Here is a 19349-nt window from a genome sequence, read left to right on the forward strand (position 1 = left end):
ATGCCCACACCTGACAACCCATCTGCCGCCATGGCCGACGCCGACCCCAACGCCGCGGCCCTCCGCCGCCACATCGCTCATTTCGACCTCGACGCCTTCTTCGTATCGGTGGAAATCCTGAAGAACTCCCGGCTGAAAGGCAAACCGCTGCTGGTAGGCGGCTCCGGCGACCGCGGCGTCGTCGCCACCTGTAGCTATGAGGCCCGGAAATTCGGCATCCACAGCGCCATGCCCATAAAGCTCGCCCGGCGGCTCTGTCCCGAAGCGATCATCATCCGCGGGGATATGGAGTCCTATTCCCGCTACTCCCGGCTGGTGACGGAGATCATGCAGGAAAATGTGCCCCTGTTCGAAAAGGCCTCTATCGACGAATTCTATATCGATCTCTCGGGGATGGACAAGTTCTTCGGGTGCAGCCTCTTTGCAAAAGAGCTAAAGACGCGCGTGATAAAGGAAAGCGGCCTGCCAGTATCCTATGGTCTGGCCAGCAACAAACTCATCAGCAAAGTCGCCACCAACGAGGTGAAACCCGATGGCCAACTGGAGATCGCCTTTGGCAGAGAAAAGAATTTCCTGGCGCCACTCCCCATCTCCAGGCTGCCCGGCATCGGAAAAGAAACCGCCTGCAAGCTGATCCGGCGCGGCGTGGAGACCATCCGGACCCTGAGCGATATCCCCATCGAAATGCTCGGCACGATGTTGGGCAAGAACGGGATCGATCTCTGGCGAAAAGCAAACGGCCTCGACGAATCCCCCATCGTCCCCTATCGCGAACAAAAGTCCATCTCCACCGAACAAACCTTCGAGACCGACACCACCAACCTGGGCTTCCTCCATTCCCAACTGGTACGAATGACCGAATCCATCGGCTTCGATCTCCGCCGCCAGGAAAAACTCACAGGCTGCATAACCGTCAAGCTCCGCTACTCCAACTTCGACACCGTCGTCAAACAGAAGACCATCGACTATACAAATGCCGATCATCTCCTGCTAACCACCGCCCAGGAGTTGTTCGACAAGCTCTACGACCGCCGGATACTGATCCGCCTGCTGGGCATCCGCTTCACCCGGCTCGTTCCGGGCAACTATCAGATAAAGCTGTACGAAGATACCCAGGAGATGATCCGCCTCTACCAGTCCATAGATTCCATCAAACACCGCTACGGCGAAAAGGCCCTACTCCGCGCGGTTGGGGTCAAACGGGGACAATAAAAACTACATTCCGAAACATAGAAAGTACAATTTGGCTCCCTTAATATCAAATTATAAAACTTTTCTTTGAACGATGGAAAAGGACGGCAGGTACAAGAAGATCAAACCGCTGTTCAGGGACAAGGTAGTCCGGAAGTTTAGCGAGATATTTTCCGAAGAGGTCATTCCCAAAACCGTGCTGGCGGATGATCTGAAAAAGAACAACAACCAGATCGGCAAACTGATCAAATCACCCGGTGGCTTTAAGGTCAGAGACCTTTTTCGAATAATTGAGCGCTCCGAACTATCAATTGAACAACTGGTACAACTATTTGAATCGGATTATCAGGACGATTATAAGGTCGATAACCCCGGGAAAAACAAGGGTTACAAACATATAAAAACCATGTTTAATGACGGAGCGATCAACATCTTCAGTGATATTTTTGATCACGTCCCCGAGACCACGGTTGCCGAGGATATCGGGAAACGAAAGGCAAAGATCGATCTTGCCAAACTAACCTACACCCAGGTTGACCGAATCGCAAAACTCTGTGAACTAACAAAAGCCGACATCTTCCAACTGATAGCCGCCCAACTAAACAACAAATAACCCATCCATAGCCATCGACCGGCGCCTTTCCTATTTTACGCTCCAAAAGCCGGTCACCGATTTAGACCCGAATAGACCTTTTCGATAACCGCCTCCTTCCTAAGAGGCGGTTTTTTGCTCGTAAAAAACGGTCGTAAAAAACGTAATTTACGGGCGCATGTACAACCCGCTTCCCATATTGACCCGGGGCCTCCTCGACGACCAGATCGCCAAAGGAAAACGCTGGTTCATCCGGCAAACCTTCCCACGCGGAATGGAAGCCCGGCTTATCGCAGCCTTCCTCATCCGGGGCTATGATGCCGAAGAACGGCCCCTCGCAGACCAACACCTCGCCGCACTCGACAAGGACGGCAACGCCTTCCTCTACGACGCCGGAAACCCCGCCCACCTGGACAAACTACACATCGCGGCAAGCCAGCCCTTTGGCTATAAGGTCTTCTATGCAGCCAGAAAAGGCGTGGACTGGAAACCACCCGCCCACTACCAGGAGAAAATGCGCCATTATCTCCGCCGCCACCACCCCGCATGGCGATCACAAAAAGAAGGTGACAAGATTCAGATCGGCCTCCATGAAGAATTTGGCGAACTTTTTCTTAAATTCAGTTATTCCGGCGAAGACGATACCATCCCATTCGACCAGATAGAAAAATATTGATATGTGCCTCGACATCGCTTTTTACTCCGCCTTGCAGCTGATCGACGACTACTTCCCCAACCTTGCTCACGACGGAGAGATCGGCTTCGATCTCGAAATGGGAATGCATTTCATGGCCCTCGGCTATAACCGCTATCCCGTGATCCTGTCCGAAAATGGCGGGTACCATCGCAAATATTTTGAATGGGGAATCATCGCCGAATATATGGATACCCCCGAAAAGATCAAGGCCATGCGCAGATCCATGGTCAACGCCCGAAGCGAAAAGATCCTCGAAGACAAACGCTCCTTCTGGCACCGCATCCGCCGGACACGCTGCCTCATCCCCGTCACCGGCATCTACGAACACCGGGAGATAATAGGTTGGAAGAACAAGGTTCCCTATCATATCCGGTTAAAAGATCGCCCCCTGTTTGGCATCCCCGGTCTTTATCATTACAATACAAAAATGCCCTCCGATCCCGAGACCGGAGAAATGCGGGGCATGTTCACCCTGATCACCCGCGCAGCCAACCCCCTCATGCGGCAGATCCATAACAGCGGTGACAATGCCTTCCGCATGCCCCTCTTCCTGTCAAAAGAGATGGAACTCGAATGGTTAAACCCCGATCTCTCAGATGCCGGTCTCACCCGGCTCCTGGCCTATGAGATGCCCTCCGACCAGCTTATCGCCGATCCCGTCTTCAGTATCCGCAGCCGGACACCCCGCCCCGACGGACAACCAAAGAATGCCCCCTACCTCTATCCCGACCTGCCACCCCTTATCCCTATCCCTTCAAATGGATCTGGATCATGACCGATCTCCTCGTCATTTTTCTCTTGCTCGCCGGCGGCGCCGCCAGCGCCTGGTGGAAAAAACTGACACCTGCAGCCGCCATCACCGGCGTGCTGACCGGCGGCTCCATCTATGCAGGCGGCGGCTATCCGGGATTGTTACTGCTCGCACTTTTCTTCGTCCTCGGCACCGCCGCCACTTCCTGGCAAAAACAAAAAAAATTGTCGATCCGGGGCAACGCCGCCCATGAATCGACCCGTACATCAGGCCAGGTGATCGCCAACGCCGGTGTCGCCGCCATCGCAGGGATAATGGCGATCCTCCTCCCCGCCCATCGGGATCTGTTTCTTTTGTTGATAGCCGCAAGCCTCTCGTCAGCCACCGCCGATACACTTTCTTCCGAACTGGGGATCATCTATGGCCGCCGCTTCTATCACCTGCTTACCTTGAAGCCGGACCAACAGGGATTGGATGGGGTCGTCAGCATCGAAGGCACCCTCATCGGTATCGCGGGCTCGGCGATCATCGCGACGGCCCACAGCCTGGCCACCCATTGGAGTCTCCGCGCCTTTATGATAATACTCGTCGCCGGTACAGTGGGAAATCTCGTCGACTCTCTACTCGGCGCCCTCTTCGAACGTAAGGGGATGCTCACCAACAACACCGTCAACTTCCTGAACACCCTGGCAGCCGCACTCATTGCCCTCCTCACCAGCTATCCGTTCTAAACGGCGCCACAGGCAGCCCTTCCGTATTGAACAGGTCCGCCATTATCCAGTCTTTAAACGCATATCGCACCGCCACCGGCGCCTTCACACTGTCTGTCAGCAGCTGCACACCGCGGGAAACGATTCGCGCTTTTGCAGGGAAAAATCGCCGGTCCTCGCCCGCTATTTCAAAGCCGGCGATCGGCCGGCCAAACGTCGTCAGCCCATTGGGAACATTGTCAAAACCGACAATAACGGTATCTCCGGATACCCTCATGCGCTGATAGACCGGACTCGCATGCGGCAACCCCGCCCATCCATAGGTATCGGCCAGCGCCCAGCACGCCAGCCGCTGAGGGATGACGGTCTTGTTGGCCGGATGGATACTGTGCTCATCTCCCACATCCATGCTCACCACCATCCCCGAACGGGGGATCAGCGCCAATGCCCGCTGCTGCGCCTCGCGTAGGGGAGCGGCCGGACCCAGTTTGTCATTATAGGCATAAGGGGCGATCTGTACATAGTAGAACGGCCATTCACCGCATTTCCATTCCTCCCTCCATTCTTTCACCATCGCCGCCAGCAGCCGGTCGTAGATGGCTGCGTTGGGTCGGTTTTGCTCACCCTGGTACCAGATGACTCCCCTGATCCCAAAGCCGACCAGCGGCTGTACCATGGCGTTGTATAAAACCGTGGGTTCATTCTTATTGATCTTCGCCGTATCCGCCTCGCCCAGGACCTTAATCTCGGGAAAGGCGCCCAGACTATGTTGGTTCATCCAGGCTTCTACGACCGTGCCGCCCCAGGTGGTCATGATCATCCCCACCGGCACCTTCAGCTTTTCCTGTAATATTTTCGCATACTGATAACCCACGGCACTAAAGTCCCGAACGCTCATCACCCCAGCCGGCTGCCAGCCCGTCGCCTTGCATTCCGTCTCGGGCTTTCTCGACATCGCCCTCTCCAGGCGGAAAAGCCGGATCTGCGGGTTGCGTGAGTCCATCAGCAGGTCGGTAGAGTGTAACACAGGCTGATTGCCAAAGCCTTTCACCGGCATTTCCATATTGGACTGCCCGGAGCAGATCCATACTTCCCCGATGAGTATCTCCCGGAGGACTTTCTTCTTCCCATCATCAAACGAAATAGTATACGGGCCCCCGGCCGCGGGAGTGGCGACCCGGACTCTCCAGCTGCCATCCCCGGCGGCAACGGTCGTATACGGATGATGATCCCAGGAAGGAGTGACGATGATCCTCGTCCCACCTTTCGCCCACCCCCATAGCGCCACTTCCGACTTCTGCTGCAACACCATGCTGTCGGCGATGACGGCGGGCAGGGTAACCTCGGCCCGGATGGACGCCGAGCAAAAAAGCATCAGCGCGATCCCGAATAATATTCTATTTCTCATGTCCATATTTTTTTATTCTCCGGCAAAAAAGAATTCCGGCAGGAGCCTTCTCGCCACCACCCGCACGGCCTCTGCATCCTTCTCCTCGATCCACCGGTAGGGCCAGCGCAATCGCGTACCCACATTGCCCCAACCGCCGGCCGCAGCCAGCAGTTTGTCCAACGCCGGATTCGAATAGCCCGCACTTTTATAGGGCACGATACACATCGCAAAGAGTTCCAGGATCTTCTCCTGTATCCGCAGCGCCTCGCCCAGGTCGGTTGCCATCATCCTCCACCAGGCCTGCGATCCCCGCGGACTGAGACAGGCCACATTGGAATAGGCACCCGACGCCACCTTCTCCTGTACACCCGTCGCCAGCAAATGGCCAGGCACGAAAACCGACAGGTCCAACACCCGCGTCCGCATCTCCTCAAACCATTGCTTGTCCCCCGACGCCAGCTTTACGCCGATCAGCTGGGGAACAGCCTTCCGCAACCGCGACAGATCGGCCGGCGTCAATACCAGCTTCGCATGCGGCGGATTATAAAGCACCAATGGGATGCCCCCGGCAGCCTCACTCATTTTCGCCAGGAAAACCATCTGCTCCTCATCGCTGACGGTCACCCAGTCGGGTAAGATCACCTGGAAGGCATGCGGCGCGAGCCCGACACAGCGCCTCACCCGCGCCAGCGAGATCACCGGGCTCGGATGACTGGCGCCGATCTGGAAAGGCATCCCCGCCGCCCGGCATTTTTCCGCCAGCACCAGCTGCACCCTGTCAAATTCTTCCTCCGTCTGATTGTGAAATTCCCCGGCCGTCCCATTGGAATAGATCCCGTCGAGCCCGACGCCGGTCAGCAGGTCGATCTCTTCCGAAAGCCGGTGATAGTCGATACTGTCATCCTCGTTGATGGGCAACAGCAAAGTGCCCCAGTTCCCCAAAAGTGTCTCAGGCGTAAGCATGGTCTTCAGTGTAAGCAAGATATTGTCATTTCAAATTATCAATGTCGATCTCCTCCAGCACGATCCCTTCATAGGGCCGCTGATACCCCGCCTCGTACAAACAACCGAGGTTGCCATCCGGCAGCGCCGTCAGACAGGAGTAAGCGGAAGGGCCTTCATAAAGCACTTTTTTATAGGGCCATGTCCGGCCATCGTCATAGCTGACCCTGACTGTCATCCCCACCCTGGCCTTCGTGCTGGCGGGGTTCGAGAATACCAGGCAATCGCTTTTCCCGGGAAAATGGTAACGGATAAGGTTGCCCTCGCAAACGGGCTCGGTCAGCGCCGTGTCGGGCGACCGGGCGGACCATCTCCTGCCGCCATTCCGGCTGACGGCGATCTGCCGGTACCGGGTATGCCCCGTATTGCGCATGTTCAGCATCAGCCGGCCATTGGAAATTTCCGCGACAGTGGCCTCGTTGGTGCTGTCCTGTGCGGAGCCGCCTAATTTCCAGCTGCGTCCATGGTCATCGGAATAGATGACATGCGAATGGTTGCTCCTCGTCGCGGCTTCCTCATGATTACAGGGTATGACCAGACGCCCCCGGTGCCTCCCCTGCCCGATCTGCAACCCTCTTCCGGGCCCCGTGGCATACCAGGTCCAGTCGCTGCGTTTCACCTCACCGGTGATCTCCCGCGCCGCCGACCAGCTATGACCGTCATCCATAGATGACAGCACGAAGACCCGGCGTGTATCCTTCCCCGTTCGATCTTTGATCAGTTTCTCCTTGTCCGTCCCTATATTCCAGGTCGACAGCAGCACAATAGCGCCGGTCGTCGCATCCACCACCGGGGTAGGGTTGCCGCAGGTATTGGTGGAATCGCTCCACACCACCTGCAGCCCGCTCCAGGTTCTGCCGCTGTCCGCCGATCGCTTGACCACCAGGTCGATGTCCCCCGCATCCCCGCAGTTGTTCTTCCGGGCCTCGGCAAAGGCGAGGACCGTCCCTTTCAGCGTGGTCACAATGGCGGGTATGCGGAAGCATTTGTAGCCCTCATCCCCATTCTTAAAGACATAATTGAACGTCTTCGGCGAAGCCTGCGGTGTGGCTGGCGGCGAAGCCGGCCGCTGAGCCGATATATTCCCCATAAAGAGAAGCACCATCGCCGCGCCCATAACGGTCTTCCGCGGAGAAAAATAGCTAAAGATATACCCGATGATCAGACACCCTGCCACGGCAAACACCGGATACAAAAAGAAGTTGACCGCATCGCTGCGCTGTATGAAATATAGCCCCACACAGCTGACCCCGAAGCCGACGAGGATACCCGTGCCGTTGATCCGCGGAAAGAAGATGCCGGCGGCAAACATGCCGGCCAGGCAGCCGCCGAACAAGCCGATAATCTTCAGGTATTGGTCCCAGATAGAAGCATTTTGGAGGTAGACGAGGTACATCGCGATCAGGCTGCCCAGTACGCCAAGCACGACCGTGGATGCCCGGGCAAACCGCAGACATTGCCGGTCTGTAACCGTCTTCTTAAAAGGCCGGTAGAAGTCGGTCGTAAGCACCGTCGCAATGGAATTCATGCTGGAGCCGATGGTGGACATCGTGGCGGCGAACAAACCCGCAATGACAAGCCCGGATAAGCCCGCCGGCAGCTGTTGCGAAATAAACCAGGGAAAGACATCGTCCACCCGGCCATTGGGGTTCAGCCCGCCGGGGTGATGCCGGTAGAAATACCATAGGGCGGTGCCGACGCCAAAGAAGATGAGGGTCGCGGGTATCACCATCACGGCATTAGTGTATACCGATCTGCGCGCTTCCCGTTCGGTCGGCGTAGTAAGATAACGCTGGACAACCACCTGGTCCGAAGTATAGGTGACAAGGTTGGTCAGCAACGTGCCGATCACCACGACCCATAATACGGGCTGCGAGATACTCCAGCCCAGGTTGGCTACCCTGAACTTGTCATGCGAATAGGCTTCCCGGACCAGACCGCCCAACCCGCCCGGCGAATGCGCCGTGATAAAAAAGAAACTGACCAGCGCGCCGCCCAGCAGCACGAAGACCTGCATGACCTCCGTCCAGACCACCGCCTCGATACCCCCGGCCACACTGTAGGCCGTAGTGATGATGGTCGTGACAAAGATGCAGACGAAAATGTTGATGCCCGTCACCGTACTCAGCACCAGCGCAGGGAGGTACACGACAACGCCAAGCCGGCTGAGCTGAAAGACGATGAAGGTAAAACTGCCCACGAGCTTGACCCGTTTGTCAAACCGGATCTGCAGGTATTCATATACGCTGGTCAGCTTAAACTTTCTGAAATAAGGAAGATAAAAGAAGGTCACCACCGGAGCGATGGCAAGCACCATGACATTGTTCATGATATAGACCCAGTCCGTCGCGTATGCCTTCGCGGGAATCGCTATAAAGGTCAGCGCGCTGAGCTTCGAGCCGAAAATGCTCAGACCCGCCGCCCACCAGGGTATCTTTTGGCCGCCCAGGAAAAAATCCCCGGTCGTGGAGCCCATATGTTTCGAAACGAACACGCTGATGCCGATGATGACGGCGAAGTATAAGGCGATAACCGTCCAGTCCAATCCACCGAATTTCCCCGAGGGCTGAAGAGGGGAAGCGATCAGCACCTTGTTGGTCCTCACCGCCGGCCTCGCTTCTCCGCCGGCGATAACGACATTCCCGTCCCAGACGACCAGTGGGGTCGTCACAGGGGCATAAGTGCTGCCATGAGGGTGAACGGCCGCATCGGCTTTTATATCCACCGGTATCTTCCCCATGACCGACCACGAGTCGGTGAGCGTGTTATAGGCGAGTATCTCCTTCCTGAAGCCGGGATGCGCATCTTTTAATACCGCCACCTCCGATGCCCCGCTGCCGTCATCCCCGCCAAACAAAAGCAGATGGCTTTGACCTCCATTATAGGCCGGCGAAGGGGCGGCAGCTACCGGATGGGGCAGGTCCGCGATCCGCTTCCAGCCCTTATCCGCGGTATATTCCCAGCAATCCTCAAGATATTCCCGTTGGACTGCCGCACCGGACACCAACCTCACGCCTCCAAACAGATAGAACCGGTCCTCATAGGCCCCCGCAACCGCCAGCATCCTCGCCGCACCCGGGCAAGGCCCCAGCACACGCCATTTTTTTGTCGGCGCCGAAAGGTCCAGACACCAGAAATTGTTCTCCGTAGGCCCAGCCGGACTGGCAATGCCGCCGGCCACATACAACAGATGACCCACTATCGCGCCACAGGCATTGATAATCGGTCCCGGCATCGCCGGCAGCGCAACGGTCTCCACCCTGCCGCCGGTATATTTCAGGATAAACGCATCCGCATAATTCCGTTCCGCATCTCCCCCGCCCAGACAGACAACGCCATCCTCATAGCTGAGCGAAACCCCATAGCCCATCGGCCGGGGCAGCAGGCCCGCCTCCTTCCATTGCCCATCCGGTCTTTCAAGAACAAATATCTTATCATGCCAGGTCTTTATTCCGCCGCTCCAGGGACGCCCGTTCCCCGGGAAATTGGCCCCGCCGGCAACAACCAGGGCGCCATGACTGACCCCCGCATAGCTCCCCGCAAAGCCATCGGCATCCGGCACCGGCGCCGCCTGACCCCAGCTGAAAAAAACATTCCCGGTAGTATCCTGACCCATGCTGTTCATAGTACAGAAAATAAAAAGGAGGAAAGGAAAGATTCTCAAGACCGCCATGTTTCTGATTTTGACTTTGTTGGCAATTTCTCAAAAAAAGACAACTCGGCCAGCTCATTATAAAATTCATCGAAACTTTCCTGGCTAAGATTGGCCAGCGGCAGACGGCAAGGCCCCAGATCCCAGCCAAGCATTTTCATCATCGCTTTCTGACCCGGGATAGGCGGGTATTTCAGCAAGACCCGGATCACCTCTACCATATAGGCATGCGATTCACGCGCGGCCCTCAGATCCCCTTTGCGGAAGGCCTCCATCGTCGCGAGGTACAGCGGTGCGGCAAACGTATACGTACTGCCAATGGCTCCCCTGGCCCCCACGGCAAGGGCGGGCAATAACAGCTCGTCCACCCCGTACAGGATGTCCCACCGGCCCTTTTGGAAGTTGAGACAGGACTGATATTCCTGAAGCGTAGTGGCGGTATATTTTATCCCGGCCAGATTGGGAACGACCCCCTCCGCCAATTGCAGAAAAGCCATCATATCCATCCCCACTCCCGTCAGATGCGGAATATGATAATAGTAGAAGGGAAGGTCGGGAGCCGCACTAGCGATCTCGGCCATGCAACTGACCAGGTTCTGCACGGAGCTGGGCTTAAAGTAAAACGCCGCCACCGACGCAAAAGCATCCGCCTTTATCTCCGCGGCATGGACCGCGAGGGACCGGGCCTCGGTAATACTGCTGTGCCCGACATGCACGATCACCCTCAGCCTGCCCGCAGCGGCCTTCACAAATTCAGCGGCAACAAATTTCCGCTCCGCGATCGTCATATTCGGCCCTTCGCCATTGCTGCCGCAGACAAAGATCCCCTTCACGCCATCGCTAACCAGTTTGTCCACAAGCACGGGGATCATCTTTCCATTTATTGAACCATCTTCATAGAACGGGGTAAACGCCGCCGCGATCAATCCTTCAAATTTATTCATAATGCTATTTTTGAGACCAGTTTAATATCCTTGCGTCTGGGTCAGCAGTTTGTTATTCGCCAGCACAGTCGTATTCAAGGGCCAATATAAAGGAGTGTTCTTACCGGCCAGGTTGGGTACATACGTATACACGTTGATCGTCCCGGCCGAGTGGAACCTCAACAGGTCGTACCAGCGCTTGTTCTCGAAAAACAATTCCCTTCCCCGCTCATCCAGTAATTCTTTTTCCACCGTCGGCTTGTCCGTAGCACCCGTATAATTACCGGTTCCCGCACGATTGCGAACTTTGTTAAGATATGTAATGGCATCAGCGGTATTGCCCAGGCCGGCATAGGCTTCGGCCTTCATCAGGTAGATGTCGGCAAGCCGGTACATGATTATGTCGTTATCGGATACGCGGTCATCCGCATATTTCGTGCCCGTGTACTTGGTGATCCAGGAAATACCGGGCACCGTGTCCTTCGTGGTAGGATTGATATTGCGTTGCGTAACCCAGGTATAGGGGATCCTTTTGTCTTTGGGGTTGGTGAACAGCGCTCTTGATTTCGGGCTCATCTGGTAGGCCCCCTGCCCATTCGACGTGGTCTGGACATACGGCAGACTGTCTATATTGACCGCACCCTGCGCTCCACCCACCAGGTAGGGCAACGCATTAAGGGCATAATTCGCGCCTGTCTCATCCCGCAGATAATAAGCCGCCAGCGCGACCTCCGTATTGCCCGCCGCACGGGTCGAAGTCACCTTCCCGAAGTCGGAGTTCAGCGTCAGCCCCGATGCCTCCACCTCCGACGCAGCCGTGATAGCATCATTGAGATCGGCATCTCCTCCACCCAGCACTTTCGCACTCCATAGTTTGGCGTCCAGTTTCAGCGCCTGCACCGACCCATAGGCAAAACGGTATTTCGAAGGATAGGCCTTCACCGAGAACGAACTCATGGACCTGAAAAGCAACAGCGAAGAATCCAGATCGCTGAATATCTGTTTCATGACATCCTTGGCGGTAGAACGGGCCAGCAGAGGTACGTTCTCATCGACCACGGCCTGCAACATGATCGGCGCGTCGCCGATGATCCGCGTGAGATGGAAATAAAAATAGGCGCGGAGCGCATAGGTCTCGGCAAGGATCCTCGCCCGGGTATCGGGAGCGGTGGAAAAAGGAAAGTCTTTGATCTTATCGAACAGGAGGTTGCAGTTCCCGATGGCCTGGTACCAGGCGTTGTAATTCAGCGCCCCCGTAGACGGCGAGAGGATCTGTGACCAAGCGGTGGTGAACCGGGAGTTCAGGGCCGGCACAAGTTCCTCGCTGCGCTCGATGCCATAGGTAACGTTGTTGGCCAACGACCGCATGGAAGGATAGATACCCGTCAGATAGGGATCGAAATCGCCCTCGCTCTTGAAATAGGTCTGTTCGGTGATGCTGGACTGCGGAGCGACGTTCAGCATTTTCTTGCACCCCGCCAACCCAATAAGCAGACAGGTCGGGAGGATCAATAGGTTGAATATCTTTTGCATCGTTTATTATTTTTAGAATTTCAAGGTTGCTCCCAGCGAATATTGTCTCGGCCGGGGATAGCCGCCGCCGTCCACACCGGTGTAAGTCTCCGGGTTTTGTCCCGTATATTTCGTGAGATAGCCAAGGTTATTGACGGTGACGAAAACGTTCATGGCCGAGGCATGCATCTTTTTCACAACAGCCGCCTTCAGCTCATAAGAAAGGGTGACCTCCCTGAAAGCAAGGAAATCTCCTTTCTCCAGCAGCGGGGACACATCGGAGGAATAGGTGTAGTTGGTACCCAGGGTAGCGTTTCTCAGGTAGTTGCGCTGGCCGAAGTCATAGTCGGCAAAGGAGAACCGCGCATATTTCTTGCCCGCATCCCCTTCCTTCTGCCAGATGTCCGAACCCAGCGCCGTCTTGGGAGCCCCCTCGTTATAGGCCCTGCCCTGGCCGAGCGAACGCGCCAGCGCGCCATTGCTGATCAGGTGTCCCATCGAAAAATCGACAGCAACCCGCAGTGAGAAGCCCTTGTAGGAAAGATTGTTCTGCATGCCTCCCATGATCAACGGCGTCCGCCAGCCCATAAAGACCTGGTCCTTCGCATCGATGATCCCGTCGCCATTCGTATCCTGGAAGATATAGTCACCGGCATGCTTGCCCACCGTGATACCCGAGGGCGAGGCCAGGTTGTCCTTGACCTTGGCATTCCAGGCGGCCGCATCGGCCTCGGTTGCGAAGACCCCGAGGACCTTATAGCCCCAGAGCCCGCCGACCCGCTCGCCTTCGGCATACCCGCCCGCTTCGACCAGCTGTTTGTTTTTTGAGTCCCAGATAAGGTCGCCACCCTGGCGATTCTTCGCACGGCCATTCGCGGGGAGCTTGGTGATAACGGTCTTATTGAGCGCTATCGCGAGGCTCGTAGTCCAGGTAAACGAACGCGACTTGAGCGTGGCATAACTCAATTCGATCTCTACACCCCGGTTTCTCAGGCTGCCGTTATTATAAGGGATAGAACCGAATGGCGCTTCGGACGGAAGCGGTTTCGACGCCAGCCGGTCACTGGTGACTTTGTTATAGTAGTCGACGATAAGTCCCAGCCTGTCCCGGAAAAAGGAGGTCTCGATCCCCAGGTCGGTCGTCGTTGTCGCCTCCCACTTCAGGTTGGGGTTGGAGAGGTTCGCCCGGACGATACCCGTTCCCTGCGCATAGGTGGTTGTCGAGTAGTTGCCGTACGTATCGGTGATATTCAGGTCATTGTTGCCGGCCTGACCCCAGCTGGCCCGCAGTTTTAACGTGCTGATCGGGGTTATATGCCAGAACTTCTCCCTGGCGACGTTCCAGCCGGCGGAGATGGAGGGAAAGAACGCATATTTATTCTCAGGAGCGAAATTGGAAAAGCCGTCATAGCGCAACGCACCGCTAAGCAGGTAACGCCCATCATAGTCATAGTTCAACTGCCCGAAGTAGCTGGCCGACCGGGTCTCCGTCAGCGACGTCGAAAAGTCGGTGACGTTGGTCGTGGTAACGCCGTTGATCGTCGTGTTCGGCGGCTCGCTGATGGTAAAGATATAGTCGTTGGTCGCCCGTTGCGAACCGATATTCACCGTATTACCCGTGTTTCGGGTATAGTTGAACCCACCCAGGACGGTAAAATGATGGTCGTTCCGGAAAGTAAAGTCATACTGCAGGATCTGGTCGATCATCAACTGCCGGGTATTGGTGGTGGACTCGTTCTTTTGTCTTTGCGTGGAAGGCTGGACCTCGTTGGCCGGAGTCCCCTTCCGCATGTACAGATAACGGTAGTCCTTGGCGTAGTAAGAAACGGATGGCTTGAAATGTAATCCCCCCGCAATGTTCCAGTCGCCCGCCAGCCGGCTGATGAACTGCTCTGTCGACACCCGGGTCTGGTCATATTTCAACGTATGAAGACGATTAGGAACCGTATACAACTCCCCCGGCATCGGGTCCCCATTGTCCTTGAAGACCCTGATCAGCGGAGTGATCCGCGTTCCCCTCGCCAGCTCGTTGACAAAACCCGCCACATAGTTGGGAACGATGTTCTGGTAGTTCACCATCAGGTCCACCTTGAAATTATCGACGGGCTTGAACCCAAAATTACCAAGGGCATCATACCGTTTGTAGTTGGTCCCGATAAAGGTGCCCGCCTGGTCGGTATAGCCCGCCGACATAAAATAGTTGGCTTTGTCACTGCCGCCGTCAACGGAGATATTATCGTTATTGGTAAGCCCGGTGAGCCAGATAAGATCCTGGTAGTGGTTGTCGGCGTACAATAGTTTAGTGCCGGGCTTAATCGGATCGTCCATCGTCATGTACCCCTTGTTCTTGATGAGGTTGTCCACAAAGGGCTGACCTTCGACCGCGACGACATTGTCATACAGCGCGGTGAGGTTGATGTTGATACCGTACTGACCCTTGGCGGTATAGACCTTCGTGCCCGCGGAAAAACCGCCATTGTTCAACAGGCTGTTCTTATCCAGCGCGTCATGCGTATTGAAGACCGTCGTGCGCGCGAGTTTCAGGTACTGCGTCGCGTCCATATAATCGAGATTCCGCGATGCGGTCTCCCAGGTGGTCCGGTGATTGAAGCTAAGCCGGGGCCTGCTGTTGAATTTTCCCGACTTGGTCTTTACTATGACAACGCCGTTGGCGCCTCTCGCCCCGTAGATGGCCGTTGCCGCGGCATCCTTCATCACCTGCAACGACTCGATATTATAGGGGTTGACATCCGCCATCGGCCGGAATACCCCGTCGATGATCACCAGCGGGCTCGTCGCATCCGAACTCCCGATGGCATCGCCGCCGCTGTTGCCGATGCCCGTTCCATAAGGATTCAGCTTGGTGCCCCCGCGAATGACAATATTCACCGGCGAAGCACCCGGCTGACCCGAACTGACGGGAATATTCACCCCGGCCATCTTCCCCTGTAAGGCCAGAACAGGGTTGGCATCCACCGCATTCTTCATTTCGTCAGGTCCCAGTTTCGAAACGGAAGCGGTCGTTCGGGCACGGCTCTGCTGCGTATACCCGACGATGATCACGTCCTGCATGTTCTCGATGACACGGCTGAGCGAGACATTGAGCGCGCCGGCCGAAGCCCGCATTTCCCTCGGCGAAAATCCGACGGCTGAGAAGACCAGCGTAACCCCCGGCCGGGGTACAGAAAGGAGAAAGCTGCCCTCGGCATTAGTCACCGTCGCACCCTTGCCGCCTTTCACCTTGACGGTCACACCCTCGATCCCCTTACCGGCGCTGTCCGTCACTTTTCCCGCGACGGATGACAGGGGCTGACCGTGAGAGACGGCCGCGATGAAGAACGCCGCCGTCAGCATAAGCAATCGTAATGATAATTTCATATGTTGGTTATTATTAGCAATCGTAAAGGGGTATCTTGTTCAATAGTAGTTATGTCCTACATATTCAAAGATAAGGAGGTTCCCCCCATTCATCCAAGAAAAAAAGGATTTTTTTCGCCGGCTTATTTCTTCAATCGGTCGAAGTGCGGCTTTAAATGCTCATACATCCCCTGGCGGAATTCCTCCTTGCTGCCTTTCGCAAGCAACTCGGCCAGGTCCAGGTGGGAAACCTTCCCCGAAATAAACTTCGGCTCGGTCTTGATAACATAATCGAAGATGGGCAGAAGCATGTTTTGAAACCGCTTCAGCGTATCGTTGCCACTCATTTCGTAGAGCTTTCCATGAAATTCGATCTCATTCTTCACCCGGAAACTTCCCTTCTTCCCGTCCATCTGCTTCAGGGCAATGGCCTTCAGTTCTTCGACATCTGCCTTCGTCTTACGGGCATAGATGAGCTCGGCCAACCCCATTTCCAACACCAGCCGCAGCTCAAAAATATCTTTCAAAGTGGTCTCGCCAATAATGGAAGGGTCCAGCACGCGCTCGAACGAACTGAGAATATCGGGCCTCGCCAACACCATCCCCCGCCTTTTCCTGGTCTCCACCATCCCCAGCATCCGAAGCCGGCTCAAAGCCTCCCTCACGACATTCCTGCTCACCCCAAGCGACTCTGCCAGATCGATCTCCTTGGGCAGCGGATCACCCGGCCTAAACGATTTCTCCTTTAAATATTCCCTTAACCGTAGCTCCACTATATCCGGCATGGTCTGCTGAACTATCCGCCCAAGATCCATTTTTAACTCATCGCTGGCCATATGCTAATAGGTTATGTTGCATTACAAAAAGTAAATATCGGGTAAATATGTCCAATATAACGACAAATTCATGCCGCAAAAAAGATAAAGAATAATGCCAAAATATTTAGCAATTTACTTACCTTTACATCGCTTCTCCGGGGCAAAGGGTTGCGCCGATCAAACCATAGTCATTACGCCTTATCCAGGATTGACCGGCTGCCGCAAGGTGGCTGGTCAGTCGCATTTTACCCATTCACCGGCAGAAAAACAGCCAGCACAGTACAGGATGGTGAACCGTGGAAATACCTGATTTTGAGCTTGGGCTTCATTTGAACAACGCTCTGAAAGCCTCTGCCAGCAAGGGTTTCGTATAAATTTTAACAGCTTTGAGATAATAGAATTAACGTTAAGTTGTTTGCACGGCACCGGAAAAGCAGACTATATTTGTACCATCAAAGACGAAATCATCAGGTCGCTGATCATCACACCCAGCATCGGGGACCAATCAGGATAAAGAGTTTTCATATGGCAAGCAATCGTTAGAGGTCGACTGTTTCTACAGTGGACCTTATTTTTTTCCACCCTTTTCACCCGCCGCCATCCGCGATCAATCATCCTTAAAATAAAAAAAGACCGGTCGTATTTTTTTCCCCGGCCAGGTCTAAAAACTGAAATCCGCGAACAATGTCGCGGACTCAGCTTCCTATATGTAACACGCGCAGTATGCAAATTCTTAGAAGAACCAGCTCGACAGCTGACTCCGGCTGGCCTGCAGCCAATTTTGAGTGGGCTTCGGTGTATTATCCACGAGCTCAAATTCCTGGATCTTGATCTTTACCGCAATGACCGCCTCATCACTCATCCTCACCTTCATCTCCTCAGACAGCTCTGCATTGGCGTTAGCCTCATCCAGCTCGGTCTGCAAAAATGCGGTACCCCTAACCTTTACAAAGAAATCCTTTCCCTTCTTAAAGAAGTCCAGCTTCGCCGGTATCTCCTTGTCAAATGCTTCGATTTGCATCGCAGGCTTCGGGATCACAAACCAGATCTGACCTTCACTATCCAACTCGACATCAGAAATTACATGAGTCGGAAGTTTTACGATAGAGCTGCTTTCGGAAAAAAACAATGCACTTTGTAATTCTACGATCTTGCTCTTCAAAATTCCTTCTTGCAGTTCCTGGGAGTTAGCGAATGTCATAGTTGCTGTATTTGGGTAAAGATTAAGTTGTTGTTTTATCGTTGCGGCTTTTTCATCAGTGCCGCGGACATTTACGTAAAGACAATTGGCATACCAACTCCCAAAACCCTGATTTCAAAGTACTTAAAAACCCTTACCCCCATTCCTGCCGTCCCAGTTTGGGATTAACTTTCCAAAATCTGACCTCCGGCCCATTTTTAGCAGCCCTCGGCCCCCCAAGCCGATCCCCTCCAAGCCTCCTCCAAGCCCCCTCCCATGCCCCCGGCCACGCCTACGGCATCCTTTTCAACCCGACGATCCCGATCAGGATCAACCCCATATAGATAAACTGCTGCCAATCATAAGGCGTCTTCAAAAAAACGATCTCCACAAACTTGACCCCGACCAGCGCCGCCCCCATCCAAACGGCAAGCGCCGTCGACGCAGGGATATCCTTCATCGCCTGTGAGAAAAAATAGATATTGCCAAACCCAAAAAAGACATATCCCGCAAACGGCGCCAGCACCGCCCAATTCTCCCACTGACTAAAAAAACCCCGCCAATGCAGGGCCTTCAGCTTTTTCACGCTCATAAACTGCAGCGAGAACGTCCACGCGATCTCAAAGATCGCCGCTATAAAAAGATAGATCCAGGCCATATCCGTAGAATTGTAATGATCATGCCGCTCCCGGTCCCTCCAGGGCCCCGTTCACCCAAACTTCCGCATCACCCATTGCCATAGCCGCCGGCGTGAAGTATGATAAGCCCTGAACCACGGCCACCCCTCAACCAGCCGCTTCTCATCAATCCGCTTCACCGAGAACAAATGCTGCAAAAAATAATCCTGGGGATAATCATAGTATAACCCATATTCCGCCGGCTTCTTCCGCCCCGGCAGATACGCCGTCCCAAAAAGCCAGTCCCAGACCGCGAACTTCGTTGAATAGTTCGCATAGAACACCGCCCTGTCATTGGCATGGTGCCACCGATGTATCTCCGGACCATTAATGATATACCGCAATTTCCCGCTCCGGACATCGATATTGGAATGGATATACATCCCCCACACCGCATCGATAAGCGCCTTGATGGGCACCACCGGCGAATCCGGCCCCAACAACAATACGATCGGCGCAAATTCGATCGTCTGGTTGATGACGATCTCCAGCACATGCGACCGGGTCCCCGCCAGCCAGTCCACCTCCTTGTTCGAATGATGCGCCTCATGCGTCCGCCACAATAGCTTCGAGTGATGCTGCGCCCGGTGAAACCAATAGATATAAAAGTCGTGGATCACCAGAAAAAAAAGCACCTGCAAAGCTACAGGCCAGCCATCCAGCCAATGCATCGGGGAAAGATGCCAGCTCCGCCGCATCGGCTCGATGAGATACCCAAAGATGAATATCTTCAGAATATAACTCTGGATAAACGTATACCAGATAAGGTCCACCCAAAAGCCCTCCCGGAAAACAGGGATCCCCTTCGTATAAGGATACTTCCTCTCCAGCCAGATAAAGATAAGAACACTCAGCACAAGGATTCCCGTCGTGTAATAAACGATAGTCCCCATCGGC

Annotated in this window: 15 protein-coding genes; 5 read left to right on the plus strand and 10 right to left on the minus strand. The window is 54.8% G+C overall.

Annotated features, from left to right (window positions below; all coding sequences use genetic code 11):
* The 5 genes from dinB (at window position 1) to VGM48_RS24595 (ending at window position 3962) form a co-directional block, all read left to right on the plus strand.
* A complete protein-coding gene (dinB, locus tag VGM48_RS24575) occupies window positions 1-1212 on the plus strand; it encodes a DNA polymerase IV (protein WP_331583572.1) in 1212 nt (403 codons plus the stop codon).
* A 73-nt stretch (window positions 1213-1285) separates the two neighbouring features.
* Window positions 1286-1804 carry a hypothetical protein gene (locus VGM48_RS24580; protein ID WP_331583574.1) on the plus strand — a complete coding sequence of 173 codons (519 nt, stop codon included), beginning with the start codon at window positions 1286-1288 and terminating at the stop codon, window positions 1802-1804.
* Window positions 1805-1961: 157 nt separating this feature from the next.
* Window positions 1962-2459 carry a hypothetical protein gene (locus VGM48_RS24585; RefSeq protein WP_331583576.1) on the plus strand — a complete coding sequence of 166 codons (498 nt, stop codon included), beginning with the start codon at window positions 1962-1964 and terminating at the stop codon, window positions 2457-2459.
* A 1-nt stretch (window position 2460) separates the two neighbouring features.
* Window positions 2461-3255, plus strand: coding sequence for an SOS response-associated peptidase (locus VGM48_RS24590; protein WP_331583578.1), 795 nt, complete (start codon window positions 2461-2463; stop codon window positions 3253-3255).
* Window positions 3252-3962, plus strand: a complete 711-nt coding sequence (locus tag VGM48_RS24595) for a DUF92 domain-containing protein (protein ID WP_331583580.1) — start codon at window positions 3252-3254, stop codon at window positions 3960-3962. The genes VGM48_RS24590 and VGM48_RS24595 overlap by 4 nt, the downstream gene beginning before the upstream one ends.
* On the opposite strand, the gene VGM48_RS24600 is transcribed toward VGM48_RS24595, so the two are convergent.
* The 10 genes from VGM48_RS24600 to VGM48_RS24645 all read right to left on the minus strand — a co-directional run bounded on the left by VGM48_RS24600 (window position 3943) and on the right by VGM48_RS24645 (window position 19345).
* Window positions 3943-5349, minus strand: coding sequence for a sialate O-acetylesterase (locus VGM48_RS24600; protein ID WP_331583582.1), 1407 nt, complete (start codon window positions 5347-5349; stop codon window positions 3943-3945). The two genes, VGM48_RS24595 and VGM48_RS24600, sit on opposite strands and share 20 nt — an antisense overlap.
* 12 nt (window positions 5350-5361) lie before the next feature.
* Window positions 5362-6312: a dihydrodipicolinate synthase family protein gene (locus VGM48_RS24605; RefSeq protein WP_331583584.1), complete on the minus strand. Its 951-nt coding sequence runs from the start codon at window positions 6310-6312 to the stop codon at window positions 5362-5364.
* A gap of 7 nt (window positions 6313-6319) precedes the next feature.
* The gene (locus VGM48_RS24610) at window positions 6320-10006 is read right to left on the minus strand and encodes a sodium:solute symporter family transporter (protein ID WP_331583585.1); all 3687 of its coding nucleotides are present in this window, start codon (window positions 10004-10006) and stop codon (window positions 6320-6322) included.
* Window positions 9994-10929 carry a dihydrodipicolinate synthase family protein gene (locus tag VGM48_RS24615; RefSeq protein ID WP_331583587.1) on the minus strand — a complete coding sequence of 312 codons (936 nt, stop codon included), beginning with the start codon at window positions 10927-10929 and terminating at the stop codon, window positions 9994-9996. The genes VGM48_RS24610 and VGM48_RS24615 overlap by 13 nt, the downstream gene beginning before the upstream one ends.
* 21 nt (window positions 10930-10950) lie before the next feature.
* Window positions 10951-12441 (minus strand): RagB/SusD family nutrient uptake outer membrane protein, encoded by a 1491-nt coding sequence (locus tag VGM48_RS24620; RefSeq protein ID WP_331583589.1) that lies wholly within the window; start codon window positions 12439-12441, stop codon window positions 10951-10953.
* Between the two features lie 12 nt (window positions 12442-12453).
* Window positions 12454-15798, minus strand: coding sequence for a SusC/RagA family TonB-linked outer membrane protein (locus VGM48_RS24625; RefSeq protein ID WP_331583591.1), 3345 nt, complete (start codon window positions 15796-15798; stop codon window positions 12454-12456).
* A gap of 122 nt (window positions 15799-15920) precedes the next feature.
* Window positions 15921-16613: a FadR/GntR family transcriptional regulator gene (locus VGM48_RS24630; RefSeq protein WP_331583593.1), complete on the minus strand. Its 693-nt coding sequence runs from the start codon at window positions 16611-16613 to the stop codon at window positions 15921-15923.
* Window positions 16614-17328: 715 nt separating this feature from the next.
* Entirely contained in the window at window positions 17329-17796 is a 468-nt protein-coding gene (locus tag VGM48_RS24635) for a hypothetical protein (protein ID WP_331583595.1), read from the minus strand.
* A 271-nt stretch (window positions 17797-18067) separates the two neighbouring features.
* Window positions 18068-18433, minus strand: a complete 366-nt coding sequence (locus VGM48_RS24640; protein ID WP_331583597.1) for a DMT family transporter — start codon at window positions 18431-18433, stop codon at window positions 18068-18070.
* A gap of 51 nt (window positions 18434-18484) precedes the next feature.
* Window positions 18485-19345, minus strand: a complete 861-nt coding sequence (locus VGM48_RS24645) for a sterol desaturase family protein (protein WP_331583599.1) — start codon at window positions 19343-19345, stop codon at window positions 18485-18487.
* Window positions 19346-19349: the final 4 nt, after the last annotated feature.

Source organism: Puia sp., assembly GCF_036500295.1.
Taxonomy (GTDB): Bacteria; Bacteroidota; Bacteroidia; order Chitinophagales; family Chitinophagaceae; genus Puia.

Excerpts from the sequence above, each read along its gene's own strand:
- dinB (WP_331583572.1), top strand. The coding sequence starts at position 1 with ATGCCCACACCTGACAACCCATCTGCCGCCATGGCCGACGCCGACCCC.
- VGM48_RS24580 (WP_331583574.1), top strand. The coding sequence starts at position 1,286 with ATGGAAAAGGACGGCAGGTACAAGAAGATCAAACCGCTGTTCAGGGAC.
- VGM48_RS24585 (WP_331583576.1), top strand. The coding sequence starts at position 1,962 with ATGTACAACCCGCTTCCCATATTGACCCGGGGCCTCCTCGACGACCAG.
- VGM48_RS24590 (WP_331583578.1), top strand. The coding sequence starts at position 2,461 with ATGTGCCTCGACATCGCTTTTTACTCCGCCTTGCAGCTGATCGACGAC.
- VGM48_RS24595 (WP_331583580.1), top strand. The coding sequence starts at position 3,252 with ATGACCGATCTCCTCGTCATTTTTCTCTTGCTCGCCGGCGGCGCCGCC.
- VGM48_RS24600 (WP_331583582.1), bottom strand. The coding sequence starts at position 5,349 with ATGAGAAATAGAATATTATTCGGGATCGCGCTGATGCTTTTTTGCTCG.
- VGM48_RS24610 (WP_331583585.1), bottom strand. The coding sequence starts at position 10,006 with ATGGCGGTCTTGAGAATCTTTCCTTTCCTCCTTTTTATTTTCTGTACT.
- VGM48_RS24615 (WP_331583587.1), bottom strand. The coding sequence starts at position 10,929 with ATGAATAAATTTGAAGGATTGATCGCGGCGGCGTTTACCCCGTTCTAT.
- VGM48_RS24620 (WP_331583589.1), bottom strand. The coding sequence starts at position 12,441 with ATGCAAAAGATATTCAACCTATTGATCCTCCCGACCTGTCTGCTTATT.
- VGM48_RS24625 (WP_331583591.1), bottom strand. The coding sequence starts at position 15,798 with ATGAAATTATCATTACGATTGCTTATGCTGACGGCGGCGTTCTTCATC.
- VGM48_RS24630 (WP_331583593.1), bottom strand. The coding sequence starts at position 16,613 with ATGGCCAGCGATGAGTTAAAAATGGATCTTGGGCGGATAGTTCAGCAG.
- VGM48_RS24635 (WP_331583595.1), bottom strand. The coding sequence starts at position 17,796 with ATGACATTCGCTAACTCCCAGGAACTGCAAGAAGGAATTTTGAAGAGC.
- VGM48_RS24640 (WP_331583597.1), bottom strand. The coding sequence starts at position 18,433 with ATGGCCTGGATCTATCTTTTTATAGCGGCGATCTTTGAGATCGCGTGG.
- VGM48_RS24645 (WP_331583599.1), bottom strand. The coding sequence starts at position 19,345 with ATGGGGACTATCGTTTATTACACGACGGGAATCCTTGTGCTGAGTGTT.